The 23,345-nt window shown below is 39.3% G+C and carries 10 protein-coding genes; all 10 read left to right on the top strand.

Annotated features, from left to right (window positions below; all coding sequences use genetic code 11):
* Nucleotides 1–285 precede the first annotated feature (285 nt).
* Entirely contained in the window at nt 286–1,299 is a 1,014-nt protein-coding gene (gene glsA / locus OL225_RS04350; protein WP_264517390.1) for a glutaminase A, read from the top strand.
* Between the two features lie 925 nt (nt 1,300–2,224).
* A complete protein-coding gene (locus tag OL225_RS04345) occupies nt 2,225–9,253 on the top strand; it encodes a type I polyketide synthase (protein ID WP_264517389.1) in 7,029 nt (2,342 codons plus the stop codon).
* 19 nt (nt 9,254–9,272) lie between these two features.
* Nucleotides 9,273–13,526 carry a beta-ketoacyl synthase N-terminal-like domain-containing protein gene (locus tag OL225_RS04340; RefSeq protein ID WP_264517388.1) on the top strand — a complete coding sequence of 1,418 codons (4,254 nt, stop codon included), beginning with the start codon at nt 9,273–9,275 and terminating at the stop codon, nt 13,524–13,526.
* Nucleotides 13,514–13,813 carry an acyl carrier protein gene (locus OL225_RS04335; RefSeq protein WP_002977699.1) on the top strand — a complete coding sequence of 100 codons (300 nt, stop codon included), beginning with the start codon at nt 13,514–13,516 and terminating at the stop codon, nt 13,811–13,813. Before OL225_RS04340 ends, OL225_RS04335 begins: the two co-directional genes overlap by 13 nt.
* Nucleotides 13,804–14,586 (top strand): alpha/beta fold hydrolase, encoded by a 783-nt coding sequence (locus OL225_RS04330; protein WP_264517387.1) that lies wholly within the window; start codon nt 13,804–13,806, stop codon nt 14,584–14,586. The genes OL225_RS04335 and OL225_RS04330 overlap by 10 nt, the downstream gene beginning before the upstream one ends.
* The gene (locus OL225_RS04325) at nt 14,579–16,981 is read left to right on the top strand and encodes a glycosyltransferase (protein WP_264517386.1); all 2,403 of its coding nucleotides are present in this window, start codon (nt 14,579–14,581) and stop codon (nt 16,979–16,981) included. The genes OL225_RS04330 and OL225_RS04325 overlap by 8 nt, the downstream gene beginning before the upstream one ends.
* An 84-nt stretch (nt 16,982–17,065) precedes the next feature.
* Nucleotides 17,066–18,337, top strand: a complete 1,272-nt coding sequence (locus OL225_RS04320) for a condensation domain-containing protein (RefSeq protein ID WP_264517385.1) — start codon at nt 17,066–17,068, stop codon at nt 18,335–18,337.
* Nucleotides 18,334–19,584, top strand: coding sequence for a phthiocerol/phthiodiolone dimycocerosyl transferase family protein (locus OL225_RS04315; protein ID WP_264517384.1), 1,251 nt, complete (start codon nt 18,334–18,336; stop codon nt 19,582–19,584). The genes OL225_RS04320 and OL225_RS04315 overlap by 4 nt, the downstream gene beginning before the upstream one ends.
* The gene (locus OL225_RS04310) at nt 19,581–20,129 is read left to right on the top strand and encodes a hypothetical protein (protein ID WP_264517383.1); all 549 of its coding nucleotides are present in this window, start codon (nt 19,581–19,583) and stop codon (nt 20,127–20,129) included. Before OL225_RS04315 ends, OL225_RS04310 begins: the two co-directional genes overlap by 4 nt.
* Before the next feature lie 143 nt (nt 20,130–20,272).
* Entirely contained in the window at nt 20,273–23,344 is a 3,072-nt protein-coding gene (locus OL225_RS04305; RefSeq protein ID WP_264517382.1) for a type I restriction endonuclease subunit R, read from the top strand.
* The last annotated feature ends 1 nt before the right edge of the window (nt 23,345 follow it).

Below are 23,345 nucleotides of genomic sequence, written 5' to 3'. Positions count from 1 at the left end.
ACGACAAAATCAATAACTAAAACCTAAATTAATTTATTTTTTACTAAATAAATATGTTTTATATTAAAATTAATCAACATTAAAAACCATAAAAACAAATCTGATTTTAAAATAGAATTTCTCACAGTAAGCACCATTTTTATGCAGCCACTTCACACATTACCCAACCCTATCTGACAAAACAAACATCAATGGTGTAATAAAGGAACATTGCCGACAAGATCAAAATACTTTATCTTTGTTTTTCAAGGCTTATCATAAATATTTTATTTGAAGATCTTCTCTATGAAAAACAACAGCTTTTTATTTTCTGCAAAAGGAATTTGTACCGCAGCTTTTCTTTCCTTAAACACAATAGTTTACGCTCAAAAAGTCGCAGACATTTCAACAATCTCAGAAAAAACACTCAATACTATTCTGGAAAAAAACAGAGCTTATTATACACAAGGCAAAGTAGCAGATTATATTCCTGAACTGGGAAAAATGGATGCTAAAGCAATTGCTTTTTCGGTGGTTGATAAAAACGGGAAAATATTCAACACAGGTGATGTGAGTAAAAAATTCACCATGCAGAGTATTTCCAAAATTATATCATTAATGGTGGCTGTAAACGAAAAAGGCGAAGCCCATGTTTTTGATAAGATGGGATATTTCGGTTCTGATAAACCTTTTAACCATTTTTCAAACCTTGAAACCACAGGCAAACCTCTCAATCCTATGATGAATGCTGGAGCTATTCTTACCACTTCGCTGATTTCGGGAGATGGTGAGAAACCCTTCCTTAAGATTCTGGACATGGTGAGATACATTACCAAAAATCAGACTATTGATTACAACAAATCTGTTTATGAATCTGAAAAATCAACAGGACACCGAAACCGTGGCATGTTCTATATCATGAAAAACAGCGGCCTGATTTCAGGAAATGAAGACCAGCTGGATAACTATTTTAAGCAATGTTCTATTGAGCTTACTGCTGAAGATCTTGCAAAAATAGGATACTTCTTTGCCAACCAATGCGTAAGATTTGATGGCGATACTATTTATAAGAATGCTGACATGGCCAAACTGGTAGAATCACAGATGCTGACTGCCGGAATGTATGAATTCAGTGGTGAATACTCCAGAACCGTTGGCCTTCCAAGTAAATCCGGTGTAGGAGGCGGAATTACCGTAAGTGTTCCCGGAAAAATTGGAATCGGTGTATTCAGTCCATCTTTAGATCAGCATGGTAATTCACTGGCAGGATATCACATGATCTTAGACCTGGCAAAACAGTATGGATTAAGTATATTTTAAATCTTAACAGGCAGTTAATTTACAGACCATTCATGGGATAATAAAATTATACTAGCCCTCACAGCCTTTAAATGGCTTATTTATCAGAAAAATCTTAACGATCAACCTATTTAAAAACAGTAAGTATATCAAATACTTACTGTTTTTTTATGAATTTCGGAAAGATATTTTAATTATTCATTAAAATACCTATCTATTTATTTATCAAAAAGATAGATAAAGTTCACAAATAATTTAAATTAAATCACAATATATTGATTAATTTTATGTAAATTCGTTTATCCGTTTTATCAGATTGATAAAGGTTATTCTTACAATTCCCGACCCTATTCAAAGTATATTATCTTTTTGTAATATACCCTAAAACAAATCTCTCATTTTTGAAATATTTTATTTTTTATTCCTATATTTGCTTAACATTTTTTTAACTATAAATATTTATAGTTATAATTAATAAGATTGTACCGACCATATTTCTAAAAATAAGAAAACAATAAATATACTTTAATAGCATTTGAACAATTGATATTTTACTATTAAAAAATCATTATCAAATTGCATTTATGATTAAAGATATATTATAATTTTATTATTTTTATTTCCTCATAACAGCAAATCGCGATTTATGCCGATGGTATTAGCGTTTTGCTATGAGATATCATTAATCATTCCTATACCGTAAATGCTATGAAAAACTTGACTAAAATCAGGCTAATGCCTTTTGAAAAGCCGGACATCAACCTTATATCATACAATCTATCAACAAACAATAGATTCTTGAATAATTACCATAAAAAAACACACATCGTTAACGATTTAACAAAAACCAATTTTATTATATCATAACAAAAAGCGATCGCCTTAATACCGAAAGGCCCTGCATTTTGTTATGAATCTCTTGCTATCATTCAATAATTATCACGCCATGAAAAACTTAACCATTATTGGACTGACGCCTTTTGAAAAACCAGACGTTAACCTTATCCCTAAACTACACCAGGCGGGTGCATTTCCCGTTTTAAGTTTAGGAAATGAAATAACGGCTGCACAGGAAGCGTTACATCAACTTGACCAGATAGACGTACCATCGTATGGTATTTATTTTTCTAAGGACAACTTCGCCTCTCTTCAAATTTCTGAAAAAGTAAGATTTGCGATCCTTCCCTTCGGAATGTTGAAACCTTTCAATCTACCTGTTGTTTATCAGGTAAGCAGTTTGGAAGAAGCCATACAGGCTGAACAATCGGGAGCAGAAGGAATCATTATTAAAGGAAATGAAGCAGGCGGATTAGTAGGCTATGAATCCACGTTTGTATTATTTCAGCGTGTGATCAAAGAAATTCAGAACATTCCGGTGTGGTTACAGGGAGGAATAGGCCTCCATACTGCAGCAGCATCAAAAGCATTGGGAGCAACAGGAGTTGTACTGGACAGTCAGCTTGCCCTGTTTCCTGAAAGTTCAGTTCCTAAGGATCTGAAAGAAGCCTGCTCAAAACTGAATGGTACGGAAACTAAGGTGATTGCTAATCATCGTGTATTAGTAAGACCCAATTCACCTGTATTACCTGAAAATGTAACAGCTGAAGATCTGAAACAGTACTTTACCGGTCTTGACCTTAGTACCTGTTATATTCCTATGGGACAAGACATTTCGCTGGCAACAGACCTGTATGAGGACTTTAAAACCCTGAAAAAGCTGATTTTCGGATTCAAAGAGGCTATGTATGGACATCTGAAACAGGCAAAAGCACTGAAGGTAATCAATAAAGACAATCCAATGGCTCAGGAGCTGGGGCTGCGTTATCCTATCGCTCAAGGTCCTATGACCCGTGTAAGTGATGTTCCTTTATTTGCCAATGCAGTAGCGGAAGCAGGAGCCTTACCTTTTGTTGCCTTATCCTTATTAAAAGGAGAATCTGCAAAATCTTTGGTGATGGATACCAAAAAACTGGCTGGAGAAAAAACATGGGGTGTAGGGATCCTGGGATTTGCACCGCAAGAATTAAGAGAAGAACAGACCTCGTATATATTAGAAGCTAAACCTCCTGTGGTTTTGATTGCAGGCGGAAGACCAGCTCAGGCTAAAGTATTTGAAAAAGCCGGAATAAAATCATTCTTACACGTTCCTTCCCCTGCCCTTCTGGATATTTTCCTTAAAGAAGGTGCTAAAAATTTCATTTTTGAAGGACGCGAATGTGGAGGGCATGTAGGTCCTCTTTCAAGTATGGTCCTTTGGGAAAAACAAATTGAACGTATCTTAAAAGAAGAACACCCTGAAAACATCAGTGTCTTTTTTGCAGGAGGGATTCACAACGCATTTTCAACCGCGTTTGTTTCTATCATGGCTGCACCATTAGCTGCAAGAGGAGTAAAAATTGGTGTATTAATGGGAACTGCTTATCTCTATACACACGAAGCGGTACAAACCGGAGCCATTCAGGAAGAATTCCAGGCGCAGGCTATGCAGGCAAAAGATACCGTTCTATTAGAAACAGCCCCGGGACATGAAACCCGTTGTTTAAATACTGCATTTGCCAACCATTTCAATACAGAAAAAGCAAAACTTCTTGCTGCCGGAGTGGACAAAAAACAGGTGTGGGAACAACTTGAAAAATTAAACGTAGGCCGTTTACGAATTGCGGCTAAAGGTATAGAGCGTCAGGGTGATAAACTTGTCAGCATTCCTAAAGATGACCAACTAGACTTAGGAATGTACATGATAGGACAGGTAGCCACGATGCACAATCGAGTGATCTCATTAGCTGCTTTACACCAAAGTGTTGTAGACAATTACGAGCATATTCAGAATGCGGCGTTACCGGAAGAACCTATTTCTACAGAAAAACCTCTGGACATCGCTATCGTAGGGATGGAATGTATATTCCCTGGTGCTAAAAATCTCGATGAATACTGGAGAAATATCATTTTAGGAAAAGACAGTGTTACTGAAGTACCGGATGAAAGATGGAATAAAGAACTTTATTACAAACCTGATTCCAATGAATCGGATGTATCTCATTCCAAATGGGGAGGATTTATTCCTAAAATTGATTTTGATCCGCTGGCATTCGGAATTCCGCCACAATCGCTTGCAGCCATTGAACCCACACAGCTATTAACCTTATTGGTTGCTAAACGTGCGATGGAAGATGCAGGATATGGTGAAAAATACATTAACAGAGAAAACATTTCTGTCATTATAGGAGCTGAAGGAGGTAATGACCTTGCCAACAGCTATAGTTTCAGAGGATATTATAAGCAGGTTTTCGGAGAACTTCACGAAGAAGTAAAAGAGGCTTTCCCACATACTACTGAAGATTCTTTCCCGGGTATTCTGGCGAATGTAATCGCAGGTAGAATTACAAACCGACTGGATCTTGGCGGTAGAAACTTTACCGTAGATGCAGCTTGTGCTTCTTCTTTGGCCGCAATTGATCTTGCTTGCCAGGAATTGGTATTAGGAAAGTCAGATATGGTTCTTGCCGGAGGAGCAGATTTACATAACGGAATCAATGATTATCTGATGTTCTCCAGCACACATGCCCTATCCAGAAAAGGAAGATGTGCTACATTCGATGGTGATGCAGACGGTATCGCCCTTGGAGAAGGTATTGCTATCCTTGTTTTAAAAAGATATGAGGACGCCGTACGTGATGGTGACCGTATTTATTCAGTAATCAAAGGAGTTGGCGGATCCAGTGACGGTAAAGCACTGGGATTGACTGCTCCAAGACAAATAGGCCAGGTAAGAGCATTAGAACGTGCTTATTCCCAGGCTGGGATAAGTCCGGCTTCCGTAGGTCTTGTAGAAGCTCATGGTACAGGAACCGTAGTAGGTGACAAAACAGAATTAAGTGCACTGACTAATTTATTCAGCCGTTCAGGAGCTTTACCGGGACAGACTCATTTAGGTTCTGTGAAAACACAGATCGGGCATACCAAGTGTGCAGCAGGATTAGCTGGATTAATCAAAGCTTCGCTTGCCGTTTATCACGGGGTAAAACCACCTACCCTACACCTTCAACAGCCTAATGCCTATTACAATTCAGAAACCAGTCCGTTTGCATTCCATGCAGAAAGTGGATTATGGGGTGAGAAAAACCGTTATGCAGGAATCAGTGCTTTCGGATTTGGGGGAACAAATTTCCATACGGTTATTGCCAACCATCCTAAGCAGGATAATTCAATCGCAATGCAGTCATGGCCTTCAGAATTATTTGTTTTCCGTGGAAACACCTATGAAGAAGCCAAAGGAGAATCAAGCAAGGTTAAGGCTTTATTAGAAATTAATGATGGTATTCCATTAAAAGATATCGCTTACAGTTTAAGCATCAGTTCAGAAAAACCAATCCAGTTCAGTATTGTTGCAGACACCGCTGAAGACCTGATGATGAAGCTTGAACTAGTATTGCTGGGGATTGAAACAAAAGACACTTTTACCGTAAATAAAAAAGAAGGTAAAGTAGCTTTCACATTCCCTGGACAAGGCAGTCAGAGAATCAATATGGCTCGTGACTTATTTGTGGTTTTCCCGGCTATGCGTAAGATCATTGATGAATATCCTGAACTTGAAAAAGTAGTTTTCCCATCCAAGACCTTTAATGAAGCTGATTTAAAACAACAAAAAGAAACCATTAAAGATACCCGTTTAGCACAACCGCTTTTAGGAATTGTAGACCTTGCATTGGCTAAATTCCTTGAGTCATTGGGAATTATTCCTGATATGCTGGCAGGTCACAGCTATGGTGAAATACCGGCTTTATGTTTTGCAGGAGTATTTGGAGAAGATAAACTGGTTGACTTAAGTGTTAAGAGAGCTCAATCTATTTTAGACTCAGTAGAAGGAGGAGATCCGGGTTCAATGCTGGCAGCAAGTGCTACTCCGGAACGTTTACAGTCAATTATTGCAAAAGTAGAAGGATGTTATCCTGTAAACTTCAATGCTCCTACCCAATGTGTCATTGCCGGAAGTACAGAAGCCATCAACAAATTGCTGGAAGTGCTTAAACAGGAAGGTATTTCTGCTAAAAAATTAGAAGTTGCATGTGCATTCCATAGCCCGTTATTGGCAAAATCCAAGAATTTATATGCTGAAGTATTAAAAGACGTTCCTTTCCAGGAAATGCAGATCCCTGTATGGTCTAATACCACAGCAAAAGTATATCCCGCGAATCCATCAGAAATAAAAGAAAGACTTACTGACCATCTGGTACAGCCTGTAAGATTTGTAGAACAGCTTCAGGCGATGTACAACGACGGTGCCAGAATATTTATAGAAGTAGGCCCCGGAAAAGTACTTACCGGATTAACCAAATCCTGTCTGGAAAAAGATCAGTTAACCTTATATGTTGAAGACAACAGCCGTAATAAATTCAGTCATCTTCTTTGCATGCTGGCTCAATATTTAGGAACCGGCAGAAGCTTCAATATTGATAAACTTTTTGATGGTAGAAGCGTGAAGGTTATTGATCTTAACCAACCCGAGCTTTACAAGAAAAGCCCTGCCATCTGGCGTGTTAACGGGCAAACTGCCTACCCAACTACCGGTAATCTGCCAGCAAATGGTGCATTACCACTTATAAACCCTATTCCCATGAACAATTTTACTAATAATACACAGGCATCTGCAACTGAGGCTCAGTCTACTGCTGAACGTATGTTGCAGGAATATTTAAACAGTATGAAATTAATGATACAGGCACAGCGTGATGTGATGCTTTCCTTTATGGGACAGAATCCTCAGGCATTCCCTGCTCCTGTATACCATTCACCAGCACCAGTTGCTGCGCACCAGCCAATATCTTCTATTCCGGTTCAGCCTGTTCAACAGGAAAGACCGGTAGCCGTTGCTGCTGTGAAGCAAGCTCCTACGAGAGATATCAAATCCTTATTACTACAGGTAGTAAGTGACAAAACAGGATATCCTCAGGAAATGCTGGGTATGGAAATGGACCTTGAAGCTGATTTAAGTATTGATTCTATTAAAAGAGTGGAGATCATTGGAACACTTCGTAATGAACTGGGAACTCTGGGTAACGGAAATACCAATGAAGATACTGTTATGGAACAGCTTGCAGGAATAAAAACCCTAAGCGGACTGGTTTCATGGCTTACTGAATTCTCAGGAGCCGAAACAACTGCTACGCCTGAAAAAAACGGTTCTTCAGCTGAACCAACAAGTTCAAAACCACAAACACAACCGACATTCTCTCTTGAAGACCTTCAAAATGCGATTCTGAATATCGTAAGTGAAAAAACAGGATACCCAAAAGAAATGTTAGGTCTTGATCTTGACCTGGAAGCAGATTTAAGTATAGACTCCATCAAACGTATGGAAATCATCGGTGATCTTAAAACCAAGATCGGGTTTGGCCAAAACCTTGAACAGGCTGATGATGTTATGGAAAAACTGGCTGCTATTAAAACACTTCGCGGCCTGGCGAGCTGGATCAGCGAAATGAATGGTGAAACCAACGAAGCTGTCCATGAAGTGAAAGAAACCAATATCGCAGAGCCAACTCAAAATGTACTTTCACGTCTTCGTTTCGATATCACTCCTACCGATGATTTTTTAGTACAAAATACAGAAGTATTGCAGGGAAAACGTTTTGCGATTACACAAGATGACAATAAACAAACTTCAGCAATTAAAGAAGCTTTGGAAAAGCATGGAGCTATTGTAGAATTAGTAGATACAGAAAAAGATTTTTCTAATATTGACGGATTAATTATGCTGGATTTATTCTCAGCAACTGATAAACCAAGCATTATTGATCATGTAGATCTGATCAAAAAACTGGATTTTGATAAGGCAAAATGGGTATATCTGATTTCTGATATTCCGGCACACCTTCAGGAAATTACAGATGCAAGCATATTACGCCACCATCAGGGGTATCCGGGACTTTTCAAAAGTCTGGCAAGAGAATTTGATAATACAACCTGCAGACTGATCAGCCTTGGCACGCCTCAGGAAGTAGATCAGATTGCTGAAATTACTTTAAAGGAAATCCTTACCAATGATAAACCCGCTGAAGTTATTTATAAAAATGATCAGAGGCATAAAGTAGATATTATCCCTTCTCCATTGTCAACAAGCTTAAACGAAGCTCATATCCAATTAGATCAAAAATCTGTGGTATTGGTATTGGGAGGCGCACAGGGAATCACTGCTGAATTGGCAAAACATATGTCTCAGGCTTATCCTTGTACTTATATTCTGGTAGGAAGATCAGCTGATCCAAGAGAGGGAGCATTAGAATTAAAAGAATTTGAAGCTATGAAAACCAAAGAAGAAATCAGAGGTTTCCTTATCAGATCCGGCCAATTCACTGCCCCTGCAGAAATAGAAAAAGAAACAACTAAGATTTTCAAAAACAATCAGATCCTGCGCACAATCCGTGATATGGAAGCGCTTGGAAATACTATTATTTACCAATCATTGGATCTTTGTGACGAAGAAGGTTTGAGTAATCTGATCAGCAGTATTTATGAAAAATACAACCGTCTGGATGGAGTAATCCATGGAGCAGGTCTCTTAGAAGATAAACTATTCAAACAAAAGACCACAAGCTCTTTCGGGCGTGTATTTGACACCAAAGTAAAACCACTTCGTGTATTGGCAGAACAGCTTCGTTCAGACTGCCAGTTTGTAGTATTATTCTCAAGTATTGCATCTGTATACGGTAACAAAGGTCAGACAGATTATGCTGCAGCCAACAGTGTACTGGATGATTACGCGAATGCTTTAAACAAAAGATTAAAAGGAAAAGTAATCTCTATCAACTGGGGACCATGGAAAGGTGCCGGAATGGTTTCCTCTACTCTTGAATCAGAATACGAACGCAGAGGTATTTCCATGATCCCATTGGATGAAGGAAAAGAAATCTTCCTTAACGAGATTAAATACGGAACTGAAAGCCAGGTGCTGATCATGTCAGGAAATAATTGGTAAAAATCTGTATAAACGAAGTATGAAAAAAACAGATGTTGCTGTAATTGGTCTATCCTGTGTCTTTCCCGGGGCACAGGATGCCAGCACTTTTTGGCAGAATATTGTCAATAAAGTTGATTCTACCGAGCTGGCTCCGGCTGATCGGATAGATCCGGTTCATTTCAGTGATGCGACAAGTCCCGTTGACCGTTTTTACTGTCAGCGTGGAGGATTTATCCCTGATTATACATTCGATCCTACCGCATTTGGTATCCTGCCATTGGCTGTTGAAGGAACGGAACCTGACCATTTGCTTACCCTTGATCTGGTACAGAAAGCGCTTGAAGATGCAGGTGTATTTCAGAAGAATATTTCCCTTGAAAAAACGGGAATCATCATTGGTAAAGGAAATTACACAGGTCCTGGAGCTACCCGTGCTATCGAAATTGTAAGAACCGGAGAACAAATTTCTTCATTATTACAGGAATTGCTGCCTCAGGTTTCTTCTGCAGACATTGAAAAAGTAAAACATGCTTTTCAACAGCGTAAAGGACGTTTTGCAGCAGATACTGCCATGGGATTAATTCCCAATCTTGTTGCCTCTCTTGTTGCCAACCGCTTCAATTTAGGAGGCGCTGCATTTACTGTAGATGCCGCTTGTGCCTCTGCTTTAATTGCTGTAGATCATGCTGTACAGGAACTTCAGAGAGGTCGTTCCGATATTATGATCGCAGGAGGTGTACACACTGGACAGAATGCCGCTTTCTGGAGTATTTTTGCCCAGTTGGGTGCCATGTCTCACCAACAGCAGATCAAACCGTTCAGTATGGATGCTGACGGTCTATTGATTGGGGAAGGCTGCGGTTTTGTAGTCTTAAAAAGATTAGAAGATGCCGTTCGTGATCAGGATAAAATCTATGCGGTGATCAAAGGCGTGGGGGTAAGCAGCGATGGTAATGGAACCAGCGTGATGAGCCCATCCGTAAAAGGTCAGTTAAAAGCATTAGAACAGGCATGGATCAATGCTGATTTAGACAAAAATAAAGTGGGATATCTTGAGGCGCACGGCACAGGAACTCCCCTTGGAGATAAAACAGAACTTCAGACCTTAGCTCAGTTCTTCGGAAAAGAAGAAACTGCGCCGGCAGCAGGTATCGGATCGGTAAAGTCCAATATCGGACATGCTATGCCAGCTGCAGGAATTGCAGGATTAATTAAAACCTGTTTAGCATTGCATCACGATACTCTGCCACCAACCTTATATTGTGAAAATCCGACTTCGGATATGAAGAATACAAGGTTTGAACCTGTGCAGGAAGCCAAAAACTGGTCAAAAACAGGACTGCCAAAAGTAGCTGCAGTGAATGCTTTCGGATTCGGAGGAATCAATGCTCACGTTGTTCTGGAAGGCTATGATATGCCGAAAAAAGATCATGTGTTGATATTGGCAAGACCTACCCATGAAGAACTGCTTTCTGCATTACAAAATAATGAAACGACCATTGGTGAAGGAGATTTCAGGATTGCGATATTCGATCCGACACCTGCCAGACTGGAAAAAGCCATTAAAATTGTTTCCAAAAATATCATCTGGAAAAACAAACAGGATATCTGGTATACTTCTACTCCATTATTAAAAGATGGCGGTAAAGTAGCCTTTGTATTTCCCGGCTTAGATGGCCTGGCAAAAGGTGAAGTAGAAACGGTAAGCCGTTATTTTGGACTGACAGCCCCTATCGAAACGGAAGGTGAAGGCCTTTTAACCGATGCCTTAAATATTTTCAACAACTGCAGTATCCTCGATAATTCACTGAAAAAACTGGGAATTATCCCAGATATGAATGCCGGACACAGTTTAGGAGAATGGCTGGCAGGATATTCATCTGAGCTGGCAGAAGCCAACTCAGTAAAAGCTTTAATTGATGTGCTGAATCCTGAAACTTTTGAATTAAAAGATTCCAAGTTCATCGCCATAGGAGCCGGAATTGAGGTCATAAAACCTTTTATTACTGAAATTCCAAACCTTTATGTTTCCAATGACAACTGCCCTAATCAGGTGATTCTTTGCGGAAGCAATGCAGCATTGGATGAGTTAGTTCCTTTGTTAAAAGCAAAACAGATCTTCCATCAGGTATTACCGTTCCAGTCCGGATTCCACTCTCCTTTTATCGCTGATAAACTAGATGTGATCCTTGCCGGAATGGAAAAAGCACAGTTTCAGCAGACAAAAATTCCATTGTGGTCTGCCACAACATTAGAACCTTATCCTGCAGATCAGGCAGCGATCAGAAAACTGAGTGCCGAGCATTTGGTAGAACCTGTCCGCTTCCGTGAACTGACAGATAAATTATACGAAGAAGGTGCAAGAGTGTTCATTCAGGTGGGTACAGGAGGTCTTATCGGATTCATTGATGATACTTTGAAGGGGAAATCCTTCAGTACCATTGCTTCCAGCGTTCCTACCCGTTCTGCATTGGCGCAGTTACAACGTGTAGTTGCTTCATTATTTGTAGAAGGAAAAACAATCGCTCTTGACTTTTTAGAGATTCAGAATCACTCGAAAAAACCTTCAGGAAAAGGCATTAAGCTGGAATTAGGGTCACCTATTATCCGTGATTTTAAAGAAGTAAAAGCGTTGGCTCAGTCTTTTGACACGCCAAAACAATATACAGCAACAGCTTCAGCTATTGCTGCAAAAAGCGGCCACCCGCTGGTACAGGCATTCCAGGATAACGTTGCAGATATGATCCGTATGCAGGAAGAAGTACTGACTTTATTCCAGAACCGTCCGGAAATCACGATTCAAAGACCTGTACCTGTAGCTCCTGCAGCTCAAAAAGCACCAAGAAGCACAACCTTCTCAAAAGATTTGTACGTAACCTTAGAAAGTCATCCTTACCTGATCGATCACAGCTTATTGAGACAGCCTAAAGGATGGGCTCATGTGGCAGATATGGAACCGGTTATTCCGATGACGATGATCTTTGAACAGCTTGCAGAAATTGCAGAAGCGGAAATTCCGGGAACACAGGTTCATAAAATCATGAACGTAAGTGTATTCCAATGGATGAACGTAGCCAAACCTTTTGAAAAAACCGTAAAAGGAGAATGGCGCACACCGAATCACGCTTATCTCGATATTGAAAACTTTGCCAACGCAGAAGTAGTCTTAAAATCGGGTCATGTTCCCACCCATGATTTCAATCTTTCCATTGGTAATCTTTTGCCTATTGAAAGAACGCCTGAAGAAATCTATGACATGCACATGTTCCATGGAGACAAATATCAGGGAATCACTGAAGTTTCAGCCGTTGGAGATAAAGGAATCATCGGAAAAATAAAAGGAAACGGCGGCAAAGGTTCTTTGCTTGATAATGCAGGACAGTTATTCGGGCTTTGGCTTCAGCTTACTTTGGTGAAAGACCGTATTGCATTTCCTGTGAAAATCAGAGATATTGAATTCTTCGGAGATATGCATGACCAGAAAGGTATTTTTGAATGCACCTGTATGCTGACCGAACTTAATGATGAATTTGCCATCGCCGATATCATCCTGAAAAGAGACGGAAAAGTATGGTGCGCCATTACCGGCTGGCAGAACAGAAGACTGGAAATTGATGCCGCTTTATGGAATGTTTCCATGTCACCGCTGCACAATAGACTTTCGGAAGAGATTGCTCCTGAAGTTTTCTTCTTCCACCAAGCCTACACCAGAGTTGCTTCATGGGATTTTATCCTGAAAAGATATTTCAACCAAACGGAAAAACAGCATCACCAGCAGTTATTACCCAACAAAAAGAAAAACTGGATGGTAAGCCGTGTGGCCGTGAAAGATGCCGTAAGAAATCTTCTCCGTCAGGAAAAAAATCATGCCTGCTTCCCGATCACTTTTGAAATCCGTTCCGATGAAGTGGGGAAACCTTACCTCATCAGTGATTTTACAGAAGACATCCATATTTCTCTGGCTCACAAAGGAAAAGAAGCCGTAGGAATCGCGAGATATGGAAAATCTGTAGGAATCGATATGGAACTAATGGAAGAACGCAGTTCAGGATTCTACGACATGGTATTTACCGACAAAGAATTAACCTTATTAAAAGACAGAGATCAGGCAGAATGGACCACCCGATTCTGGGTAGCCAAGGAAGCTTACGGAAAGTTCCTGGGAACAGGACTGAAAGGAAATCCTAAAGCCTTTGAAGTCGAATTTATAAAAGATGATCACCTGTGGATCAACAATATTGAAATCAAAACTATTAAACATAAAAATTATATTATCGGATGGACACTGTAAACGCAACATTAAAAATGAACCACGAAGAACTTTTTACTTTATTAAAAGGTTTTATTACTGAAGTGATAGGTGCTGAATTTGTAGAAGAGATGGATATTACTCCTGAAAGTTCATTCACCAAAGATCTTGAAATGGACAGCATCGAGATTGTCTCTTTCTCTGAAAAGATCAAAGCGCATTTTGGAGATCAGATCGACTTTACAGGTTGGTTATCTTCTATGGATCTTGACCAGCTGATCAATCTTGACCTTAGTATGATCATCAATTATATCTACGAATGCCAATAATCACTGTCAATAACAGACAAGTTCATATACAGGAACTCAACAAAGGAGCCGAACAAACCGTGGTACTCATCCACGGTATGTTCAGTAACCTGTCCATTTATTATTTTAATATTGCCCCTGTGTTGGCAAAGCATTTCCATGTGGTGATGTACGATCTGAAAAGCCACGGTATGAGTGAACGCTTTCTGGATGGGTACGATCTTGACAACATGTCATCCGATTTAATAGGTTTAATAGATCACCTTCAACTGGAAAAAGTACACCTTGTAGGCTATAGCTTCGGAGGTCTTATTGCGTTGAAAACAGCATTAGAATATCCTGACCGCGTGAATCAGCTCGTGGTGATGGAAGCTCCGGATCCTCAGGACGAAAAAGCCCGTAACATCATTGATGAATATAGCAAAGAGTTTCTTGAGCATTATGTAGCCAATTTTACAGATACCACCAAAGTGCAGATGGGCAAAAGACAAATGGAAAAGAACCATCGTATGTATGAATTTCTGTTTAACCAGACCAGCATCAAAGCAGATATGATCAGGGAAAAACATTTCCTGGGTGAGACTGATTTTAATAAACTGACGGCTTCTACTCTATTGCTTTATGGCGCTGATTCCAACTGCAGACCTACTGGTGAGTGGCTGCAATCTCAAATCAGCCAGTCTGAACTTGAATTAATTCCGGGTGATCACAATATTCCTATTCAGGAACCTCAGCGCATTGCTGAAACGATTGCTCAATTTTTATCTAAAATTTTAACACAAAACCATGGCTAAATTTGCATTTATAGTTCCACCATTGACAGGACATGTCAACCCTACCTTAAGCATTGGTGCTACCCTGCTGGAAAGAGGACATGAAGTAGCCTGGATCAGCCTTGACCCGACTTTAGAGGCTAAACTTCCCGAGGGAGGAAAATTATTACTGATCCAATACGATCAGACCGACGAAGAAAAAAAAGAAAGTGAACAATATCTCGATATTATTTCAAAAAAAGTAGTGTATGGTATAGACAGCGTTAAGTTCCTGTATGAAGAGGTTCTTATCCCGCTGAACAGACATTGCTATAACGGAATTGTTTCTTTATTAAAAACATATCAGCCCGATTTGATTATCGGGGATCATCAGTTATTTGCAGCCCCGGTTGCCGCCAAAATACTTGGAATTCCTTGTGCCACTTCTGTTACCGCTCCGGCAGCCATTAAAATTATGAATGAGCTTCCGAAAGTACACGAATGGGAAGTCAATCAAATCATCGACTTGCAGAAAGAGCTTGGTTTCCAGGAAGAACGTTCTCTTGCAACTTCAGATTTGTTGACCCTTGTTTTAACATCTAATTATTTCTTTGGTGAAATGGAAGATCTGCCTTCTCAATACCAATTCACAGGTCCGGTTCTTACCGAAAGACGTATTTCATGTGAATTCGACTGGGAAAAATTAAAAAGCAATGGCAATAAAAAGATTTTAGTAAGTATCGGAACAACCTTCGATCACGATCATAAAAAAGCATTTTTCCAAAAGGTCGTTGATGCCTTTAAAGATGAAGATTTAACTGTAGTAGTCGTTTCTGACCCACAGCTTTTCGAGCAGTGGCCGGATAACTTTATGGTGTATCAGCAGGTTCCTCAGCTGGATCTGTTACCTCAACTGGATGGTGTGGTTTGCCACGGCGGTCATAATACCGTATCTGAAACATTATCCAATGGTATTCCTTTGGTGGTAATTCCGATTGCGTATGACCAGTCGCATGTTGCAGGGCGTGTTGTGCGTACAGAAGCGGGTGAGCGTCTTAATTTTAACCGATTTAAAGCCAATCACCTGAGAGAAGCTGTACAACAGATTTTAAATAATCCAAGCTACCGTGAAGCCGCTCAGAAAGTAGGACAGTCTTTTGTGGAAGCAGGAGGTGCACCTACAGCAGCTAATCTACTGGAACAGGCTATATCAAAGGCTTCAAAATCTGAACAACCGTCTAAGTTTTTATTCGTAGTTCCTCCGTTTTTCGGACATGTAAGCCCGACTCTAAGTGTGGGAGCAAGTCTGATTGCCCGCGGACACGAAGTAAAATGGTTCGGAATTACGCCTTTAGACAGCAAACATATTCCTGAAGGAGGTTCTTATTTCTATCCTGAAGAAGATCTTATCCCATATCAGGAGGATATTGCCCGTATTTTAAAAAGACAGGATGACGGACCTGCATGCTCCGGACCTGAAGTGATGAAGCTTGCCCTGGAAGAAACGTATGTTCCTTTCGCTAAAATGATGATGCCGGGATTAACCAGACTTACAGAAAGCTGGATGCCTGATGTGATCGTGAACGACTGTATCACTTTCGGAGGGGCTCTTTTCGCTCACAAAAATAATATTCCTTGTGTAACGACAACTCCGGTTCCGCCGGATGTGATGGGAGACACGGAAAAAAGTGCTCCAAAAATCTGGGAATGGCAGCAAAACCTGATTAAAGACCTTCAAAAGGAAGTAGGTATTCATGAGGAAGGAATTTACATCCATTCTCACAAACTGAATATGGTATTTACTTCGCAGGCTTTCGCTGGTTTTGAAACCGTTCCGTCCCATATGAAATTTGTAGGTCCGGTGAAAGGCCGTCCGAACGATGCTCCATTTGACTGGGATAAATTAAACGCTTCCACAACTCCTAAAATATTTGTATCATTGGGAACGCTGCTGGTAGATATCAGAAAAGCCTTCTTTGAAAAGATCATCGCTGCATTTAAAGATCAGCCGGTAACAGTGATTGCTGCTACTCCACCGGAAATTTTTGAAGAATGGCCGGACAATTTTATCGTGAATAGCTTTGTCCCTCAGTCGGCAGTAATGCAGCAAATGGATATGGTGATTTGCCACGGTGGTTTCAATACGGTAAATGATACTTTCCGTAATGGCTTACCAATGCTGATCACTCCAATTGCTTATGATCACTTCCACATTGCAAAACTTATTGAGCAGGCAGGCTGCGGAATCAGCATCCGGTACAAGAGACTGCGTGTAGAAGCTCTTCGAGAAACCGTTTTTGAATTATTGGAAAATCCAAAATACAGAACCGCCGCTCAAGAAGTCCGCAACACATTTACGCTTGCCGGAGGAAATGACAAAGCCGTAGAACTATTAGAAAATTTTGTACATGAACATTTAATATTAGCCTCCGTATAAGCTCATGGAATCGCAATGATCTGGAAACAAAGGTTGATGAAGACATTGTGATTCATACAACCTTAAAAAAGAAGATATCCGTATATGAAAAGAAGATTGCTATTTGGTGAACGCATGTTACTGGGAAATGGAACAGAACCTTTTAACGCGGTCATTCCGTTCAGACTGAAAGGGACTTTTACATTAAAAGAGATCCAGCAGGCTTTAGCCCAAATTCAAAATAAACATCCATGGCTGAGAGCATTAATCAGCCATGATGAAAAAAATATTCCCTGGTTTAATGTTCCTGAAAAAACCATTTCTATTCCTGTAAGAATCGTCACCAGACAAAGTGAAGATCAGTGGCAGGAAGAATCCAAAAAAGAATGGAACACCACCTTTAATTACGAAAAACTGCCCCTGATCCGGTTTATCTGGATCAAAGGAGAAGACGTCTCCGACATGCTGTTTGTATTCCATCATTGTCTTTGTGATGGTGGCTCTGCAATGGCCTTCTTAAAAGAGTTTTTCATCGTTCTGGACAATCCGGCTGCCGATATAGGAATAGAAAACCCGATAATGGGAATTCAGGATGTAGTTCCTGCCCATATTCTGAACAGCCGAAGACAAAAACTGAAAGCCAGATTTATTGGAAGACTGGCAGCTACAGCCATCAAATGGCTTCCCGTAAACAAAAAGCCTGTTGAAAGACAGAATGACTATCTGATCCATGGAAAACTGGATGAAGAAACAAGTCAGCAGGTCATCGCTTATTGTAAATCTCAGGAAGTTACCGTCAATACATTTTTGAGTGTCGCATTATTACATTCATTTAAAAAAGTAAGAGGTAAAAAATCCTTCAACAAAGTTTCCTGTCCGGTAGATATCAGACGTTTTGCCAAACAGATTAAAGAAGATCATATCTTCGCTTTCGGGCTGATGATTGTGATTTCTTATGATGAAAAGCTAAGCTTTACAGAGAATCTCCGTGCAATGCAGAAATCTGTTGAACAAAAGGCTTCAAAGCTGGATCCGTATATCACTATGATGGTAATGGAATCCGGACATGATGCGCTGAAAAGTTTCACCAGACTGTTAAAGAACGGAAAGTCTTCTAACGACTGTATGTTTTCTAATCTGGGACCTCTTCAGATTCCCCATGAGTATAAAGAGTTTTCAGTAGAGACGATCTTTAGCCCATCGGTCATTGGTCCGTTGGGAAATACTACAACCCTGGTGGTTTCTACCTACCGTGGAAGAATGGATTTTTCAATCATGGGAAGCGAAGGCTATTTACCTTATACTGAAGTAACAGCCATCCGTGATGAGGTTCTGAGGACAATTTATTCACAAGTTAAACAGACAGCAGTATCATGATCAAAAGACCCTTAATGATGGTGGAAAGGATCATGTATGTAGATCCTGAAACACCTTTAAACTGTATTTATACAGCAAAAATAAACGGACAGGTTTCTGAGGACAATTTTAAAACAGCCTTAGTGAAAATCCAGCAGAAGCACCCTATTCTGAGAGTCAATATTGATCATAGCAAGGGACGCTATCCTTTTTTTATGGGGCAAAAGGATATTGAACCTATTCCCCTTCGTATTGTAGAACGAAAGACAGATGAAGATTGGATCAAAGAATCCGAAAAAGGATGGTTTCAGCTTTTTGAAACACCTAAAAAGCCACTGGCCGAAGTAGTCTGGATAAAAGGACAGGATACTTCCGAAATTCTTTGGATCATGCCTCACTGCATTTCAGACGGAACCACCGGAGTGACCTTAATGCGCGAACTTCTGAGTTTGCTGGATAATCCTCATTCCCCGCTGATTCCTTATGTAGCTTTTGAATCTGTAGATGATTTTCTGCCTTCGGATTTTAATACAGGAATCAAAAAATATAAAGCTAGCCTCTACTTGCTATTCGCCAGAATATTCTTTTCTATCCAGCGAAAAAGTAAAAAGAGAAACCTTGGAAAAAACTACGCCATCCACTGGAAAATGACGCCGGAGGATACAAAACTGATCACAGAAAAATGTAAGGCCAACGGCATCTCCGTCCATGCTTTGCTGTGTTCTTCCGTGATGCAGGCGTTCAGGGATATTCAGGGAGACCGTGCCAAAGGGAAGGTGATCAGTCCTGTAGATGTACGTCATTTTATCCCGGAAATAAAAGAAGATCATTTATTTGCTTTTGCTCCAACCGTAGAACTTTCCCTGAAAAAAGACAGCAAAGATGTTCTGAGCAATGCCAGACAGATCAAAAGAGATCTTATTGAGAAAATTGATAAGCTGGAAGCCCGTGAACTCCTGTGGATGGGAGAACATATGCACCCCATTGTGGAACGTATGATCCGTATGCTGAGATCCAGCGAAGGCGGACATGATGTAACCTTATCCAATATGGGAAAGGTGAATATCCCGAATGATTACACAAATTTCAATCTGGAAACGGTATTTAGTCCTACTGTGGCTTTCCCATGGCTGAACTCGAATACCTTAGTCGCCAGTACGTACAACCAGCAGATGGACTTCACCTTCATGTCCAATGAAAATTTCCTTCCCAAAGAGGAAGCCCATAAGATAAAAGATAAAGCCATTGAGCTATTGACCACCTCATGAAATTGAAAATAAAGCCGCCAAAGCCAAAACCTATAAAAAAAACCACCCTCAGACGCTTTCTCATCAAGCGTACGATTTACTATGTCCTCCCGAATGTATTTTTTAATTTCATCATCGCGTATGCCAGCTTCAAAGAATTAGGCTACACCCATTTTTTCTCAGGAACCCAAAACCTGGCCCGTCTTACCCTGCCAATGGCCATCTTCCTTCCAGTAGTCCTTACCATTGATATCATCAAAAGAGTAACCGATGCCGCCAGCCAGGAAGCCATAGAGTTTACCGTAGACGAACAGCTGAATATTAAAAAGCTCATGACCAAGCTAAGCATCTTACATGGCTTAATTACAGGTTCATTGGTACTCTCCCTACTCTTTATAGGACAGTATAATTTTTCAAAAGATTATAAACTGGATGCTACGGTAATGGCTGTGGTGGTAGGTGTATTGGCTGGGATTTTGTCTGTGGTGTTTGTGTATCTGCCGGTTTGGAGGTTGAGGAGGTGGATGTGTAGGAGGGTGAATTTAGTTAATTTAGACACTCAATAAATACTCTAAGTTCTTAAATATTGATAATAAAATAATTGAAATTTTAACACTAGAAAAATAGAAATTACTTGTCTTATTTCTTCGTTTGAGGAGCTCGGAATCTTATCTTTGCCGAACTAAACCAATAACAGAGAAAATTCCTAATGGCATTTAACGAAAATTCCAGAGTTAAAATTCCAGCCCTTCTTCATCTTATGAAGTTGGGCTACAAGTATATTCCATTTTCGGAACAGAATCGTAGAGATGAAACTAATATTTTCGAAGATATTTTTGTTGAAAGTCTCTTGCGTATTAATCCAGATGTATCCAAAGAAGATATCTTACGTATATTAGATGAAATTATTTTAGAATTAGATTATGATGATTTAGGAAGAAAGTTTTTTCAAAGACTTACTGCTAACTCTGGCATTAAGCTGATAGACTTCAAGAACTTCAACAACAATAGTTTTCATGTAACAGCTGAATTAACAGCTAAAAATGGAGACGAAGAATTCAGACCTGATATTACGATTTTAATAAACGGTATACCACTGGCTTTTGTTGAAGTAAAAAAACCACATAACAAACAAGGTGTACTTGATGAAAGAACCCGTATAAATACCCGCTTTAAAAACAAGCATTTCCGACGTTTTGCCAACATTACTCAATTGATGGTCTTTTCCAATAACATGGAATATGAAGATGGTATTGTAGAACCTGTTTTCGGAGCTTTTTATGCAACAGCAGCTTATGCTGATCTGCATTTCAACTATTTCCGTGAAGATGAAGAATTTCCGGTTAAACAAAAATTTGGAATAATTTCAGATTCTGAAGAAAATAGCATTCTAAAAGACAACAATTTATTAGTTATAAAACATAGCCCCGAGTTTAAAGTTAATAAGGAACCTTATACGCCAACACACCGCATACTTACTTCTTTATTCAGCAGGGAACGTCTGGCTTTTATATTGCGCTATGCCATTGCTTATGTAGAAGAAGAGAGCGGTTTGCAAAAACATATTATGCGTTATCCGCAGATTTTTGCGACTATGGCTATTACTCAAAAATTAAGTGAAGGAAAAAACAAGGGAATTATCTGGCACACACAAGGTTCAGGAAAAACAGCATTAGCTTTTTTTAATGTTAAACATCTTACTGATTATTACCAGAAACAAAATACGATTCCAAAGTTCTATTTTATTGTGGATAGAATTGATCTATTGATTCAGGCTTCTACAGAATTTTCTAATCGTGGATTAAAAGTTAATCAAGTTAATTCCCGACAGGAATTTATTAAAGATTTACAGGTTGTAGGCGCTATTCATAATGATGGTGGACAAGCTGAAATTACAGTAGTCAATATTCAGAAGTTTAGTGAAGATTCAACGATTATTAAACTACCGGATTATGATATCAATACTCAACGTGTCTATTTCTTGGATGAAGCTCATAGAAGTTACAATCCAAAAGGTAACTACCTTGCCAATCTTATCAATTCTGACAGAAATTCTGTAATTATAGCATTAACAGGAACTCCATTGCTAAGAGAAGTTACAAAGGAATATGATTCTAAGCTACTCTTTGGAAACTATATTCACAAATACTATTACAACCGTTCCATTGCAGACGGCTACACCTTACGTTTGATTCGTGAAGAAATCGAAGGAAGCTTTAAGATGGAGATGAAGGAAGTAATGGAGCAGATCAAATTGCTGAAAGGAGACATCAAAATATCAGATGTATATGCCGAAAGACCATTTGCACAAGGATTACTTAATTATATAACTAAAGATCTCATAGAATTTAGAGATCGCTGGAAAGATGAATCTTTGGGAGGAATGGTTGTTTGCGATTCTTCCAAACAAGCTAAAATGTTGTTCCAGCTATTTGAAGAACAGTATGGCGAACAAGAAACAGATGCAGATAAACTACCATTAGTTGCGGAAGCATCTGCTCCTTATGGTAAGCGTAAAAAAGACAAATTAACCGCTGCATTAATTCTGCATGATGAAAATGATAAATCCACTCGTAAGGAACTGATAAAAGCCTACAAAGGAGGAAAGATAGATATTCTTTTTGTATACAATATGCTATTAACAGGTTTTGATGCCAAACGATTAAAAAAGCTTTATTTGGCACGTGTTATTCAGGATCACAATTTGTTGCAGACATTGACCAGAGTAAACCGTCCGTACAAAAACTATCAATATGGGTATGTAGTAGATTTTGCTGACATATCCAAAGCTTTTGACCGTACCAATCAACTGTATTTTAAAGAATTGCAAGACGAGCTTGGTGATGAAATGGAAATGTATTCTAACTTGTTCAAATCAGAAGAAGAAATCAGAGAGGAGATTGACAAGATCAAAGAAACTCTTTTCCATTATGATACTGAAAACAGGGAAATATTCTCACAGCAAATAGCTCAGCTGACTGATAAAAAAGAATTGTTACAGTTGGTAAAAGCCTTACGCACTGCAAAAGAATTAAAAAACCTGATAGCATTGCAAGATTTACAGGGACTGGGAGAACTCATAGACTTTGAAATTCTAAACCGCTTATTAATTGAAGCACAAAATCGTTTGGATAATCTCAATCTTCTTGAAAATCTTGCTAATGCTGAAGAAACTCAAAATCTTTTGAATATTGCATTGGAGGATATTGTTTTCCAATTTATTAAAGTAGGAGAAGAAGAACTAAAACTGGCAGATGAACTGAAAGATCAGCTTCGCAAAACACGTGAAGCCCTGCAAAATAATTTTGACCAGAACGATCCAGTTTTTGTAAGTTTAAGAGAAGAACTGGAACGTATTTTCAAGAAAAAAAATCTCACCGAAACAACGCAAGCTGAAATGGTAGAAAACTTACCTTTGCTTCGTAAAATATATGATGAAGCCAAAGAGCTGAACCGTAAAAATGCATTATTGAAAGCCAAGTACAACAACGATGAAAAATACGTCCGCATCCACAAACGCCTGACCGAAAAAAGTAAGCTTAATGCTAAAGAAATACAACTTCACAGGGCACTAATGCAGGTAAAAAATGAAGTAGATACCAGACTTGAAGGACAGGAGGATTATTTAAATAATGAAGCGCTATTCGAACGTTATTTGGTTCGATTGGTTGCTCAAAAATTCGTAATAGAAGAAAAATTAAATTTAGACACTGATACCAGGCAAAATATCAGTAACCTTATTGGAAAAGAATATTTTCAGCTGTATAACAACAGAATATAAA

Source organism: Chryseobacterium viscerum, from assembly GCF_025949665.1.
GTDB classification, from domain to species: Bacteria; Bacteroidota; Bacteroidia; order Flavobacteriales; family Weeksellaceae; genus Chryseobacterium; species Chryseobacterium viscerum_A.
This window is presented reverse-complemented; position numbering and strand designations above follow the sequence as displayed.

Excerpts from the sequence above, each read along its gene's own strand:
- OL225_RS04345 (WP_264517389.1), top strand. The coding sequence starts at position 2,225 with ATGAAAAACTTAACCATTATTGGACTGACGCCTTTTGAAAAACCAGAC.
- OL225_RS04330 (WP_264517387.1), top strand. The coding sequence starts at position 13,804 with ATGCCAATAATCACTGTCAATAACAGACAAGTTCATATACAGGAACTC.
- OL225_RS04305 (WP_264517382.1), top strand. The coding sequence starts at position 20,273 with ATGGCATTTAACGAAAATTCCAGAGTTAAAATTCCAGCCCTTCTTCAT.
- OL225_RS04340 (WP_264517388.1), top strand. The coding sequence starts at position 9,273 with ATGAAAAAAACAGATGTTGCTGTAATTGGTCTATCCTGTGTCTTTCCC.
- OL225_RS04320 (WP_264517385.1), top strand. The coding sequence starts at position 17,066 with ATGAAAAGAAGATTGCTATTTGGTGAACGCATGTTACTGGGAAATGGA.
- OL225_RS04315 (WP_264517384.1), top strand. The coding sequence starts at position 18,334 with ATGATCAAAAGACCCTTAATGATGGTGGAAAGGATCATGTATGTAGAT.
- OL225_RS04335 (WP_002977699.1), top strand. The coding sequence starts at position 13,514 with ATGGACACTGTAAACGCAACATTAAAAATGAACCACGAAGAACTTTTT.
- glsA (WP_264517390.1), top strand. The coding sequence starts at position 286 with ATGAAAAACAACAGCTTTTTATTTTCTGCAAAAGGAATTTGTACCGCA.
- OL225_RS04325 (WP_264517386.1), top strand. The coding sequence starts at position 14,579 with ATGGCTAAATTTGCATTTATAGTTCCACCATTGACAGGACATGTCAAC.
- OL225_RS04310 (WP_264517383.1), top strand. The coding sequence starts at position 19,581 with ATGAAATTGAAAATAAAGCCGCCAAAGCCAAAACCTATAAAAAAAACC.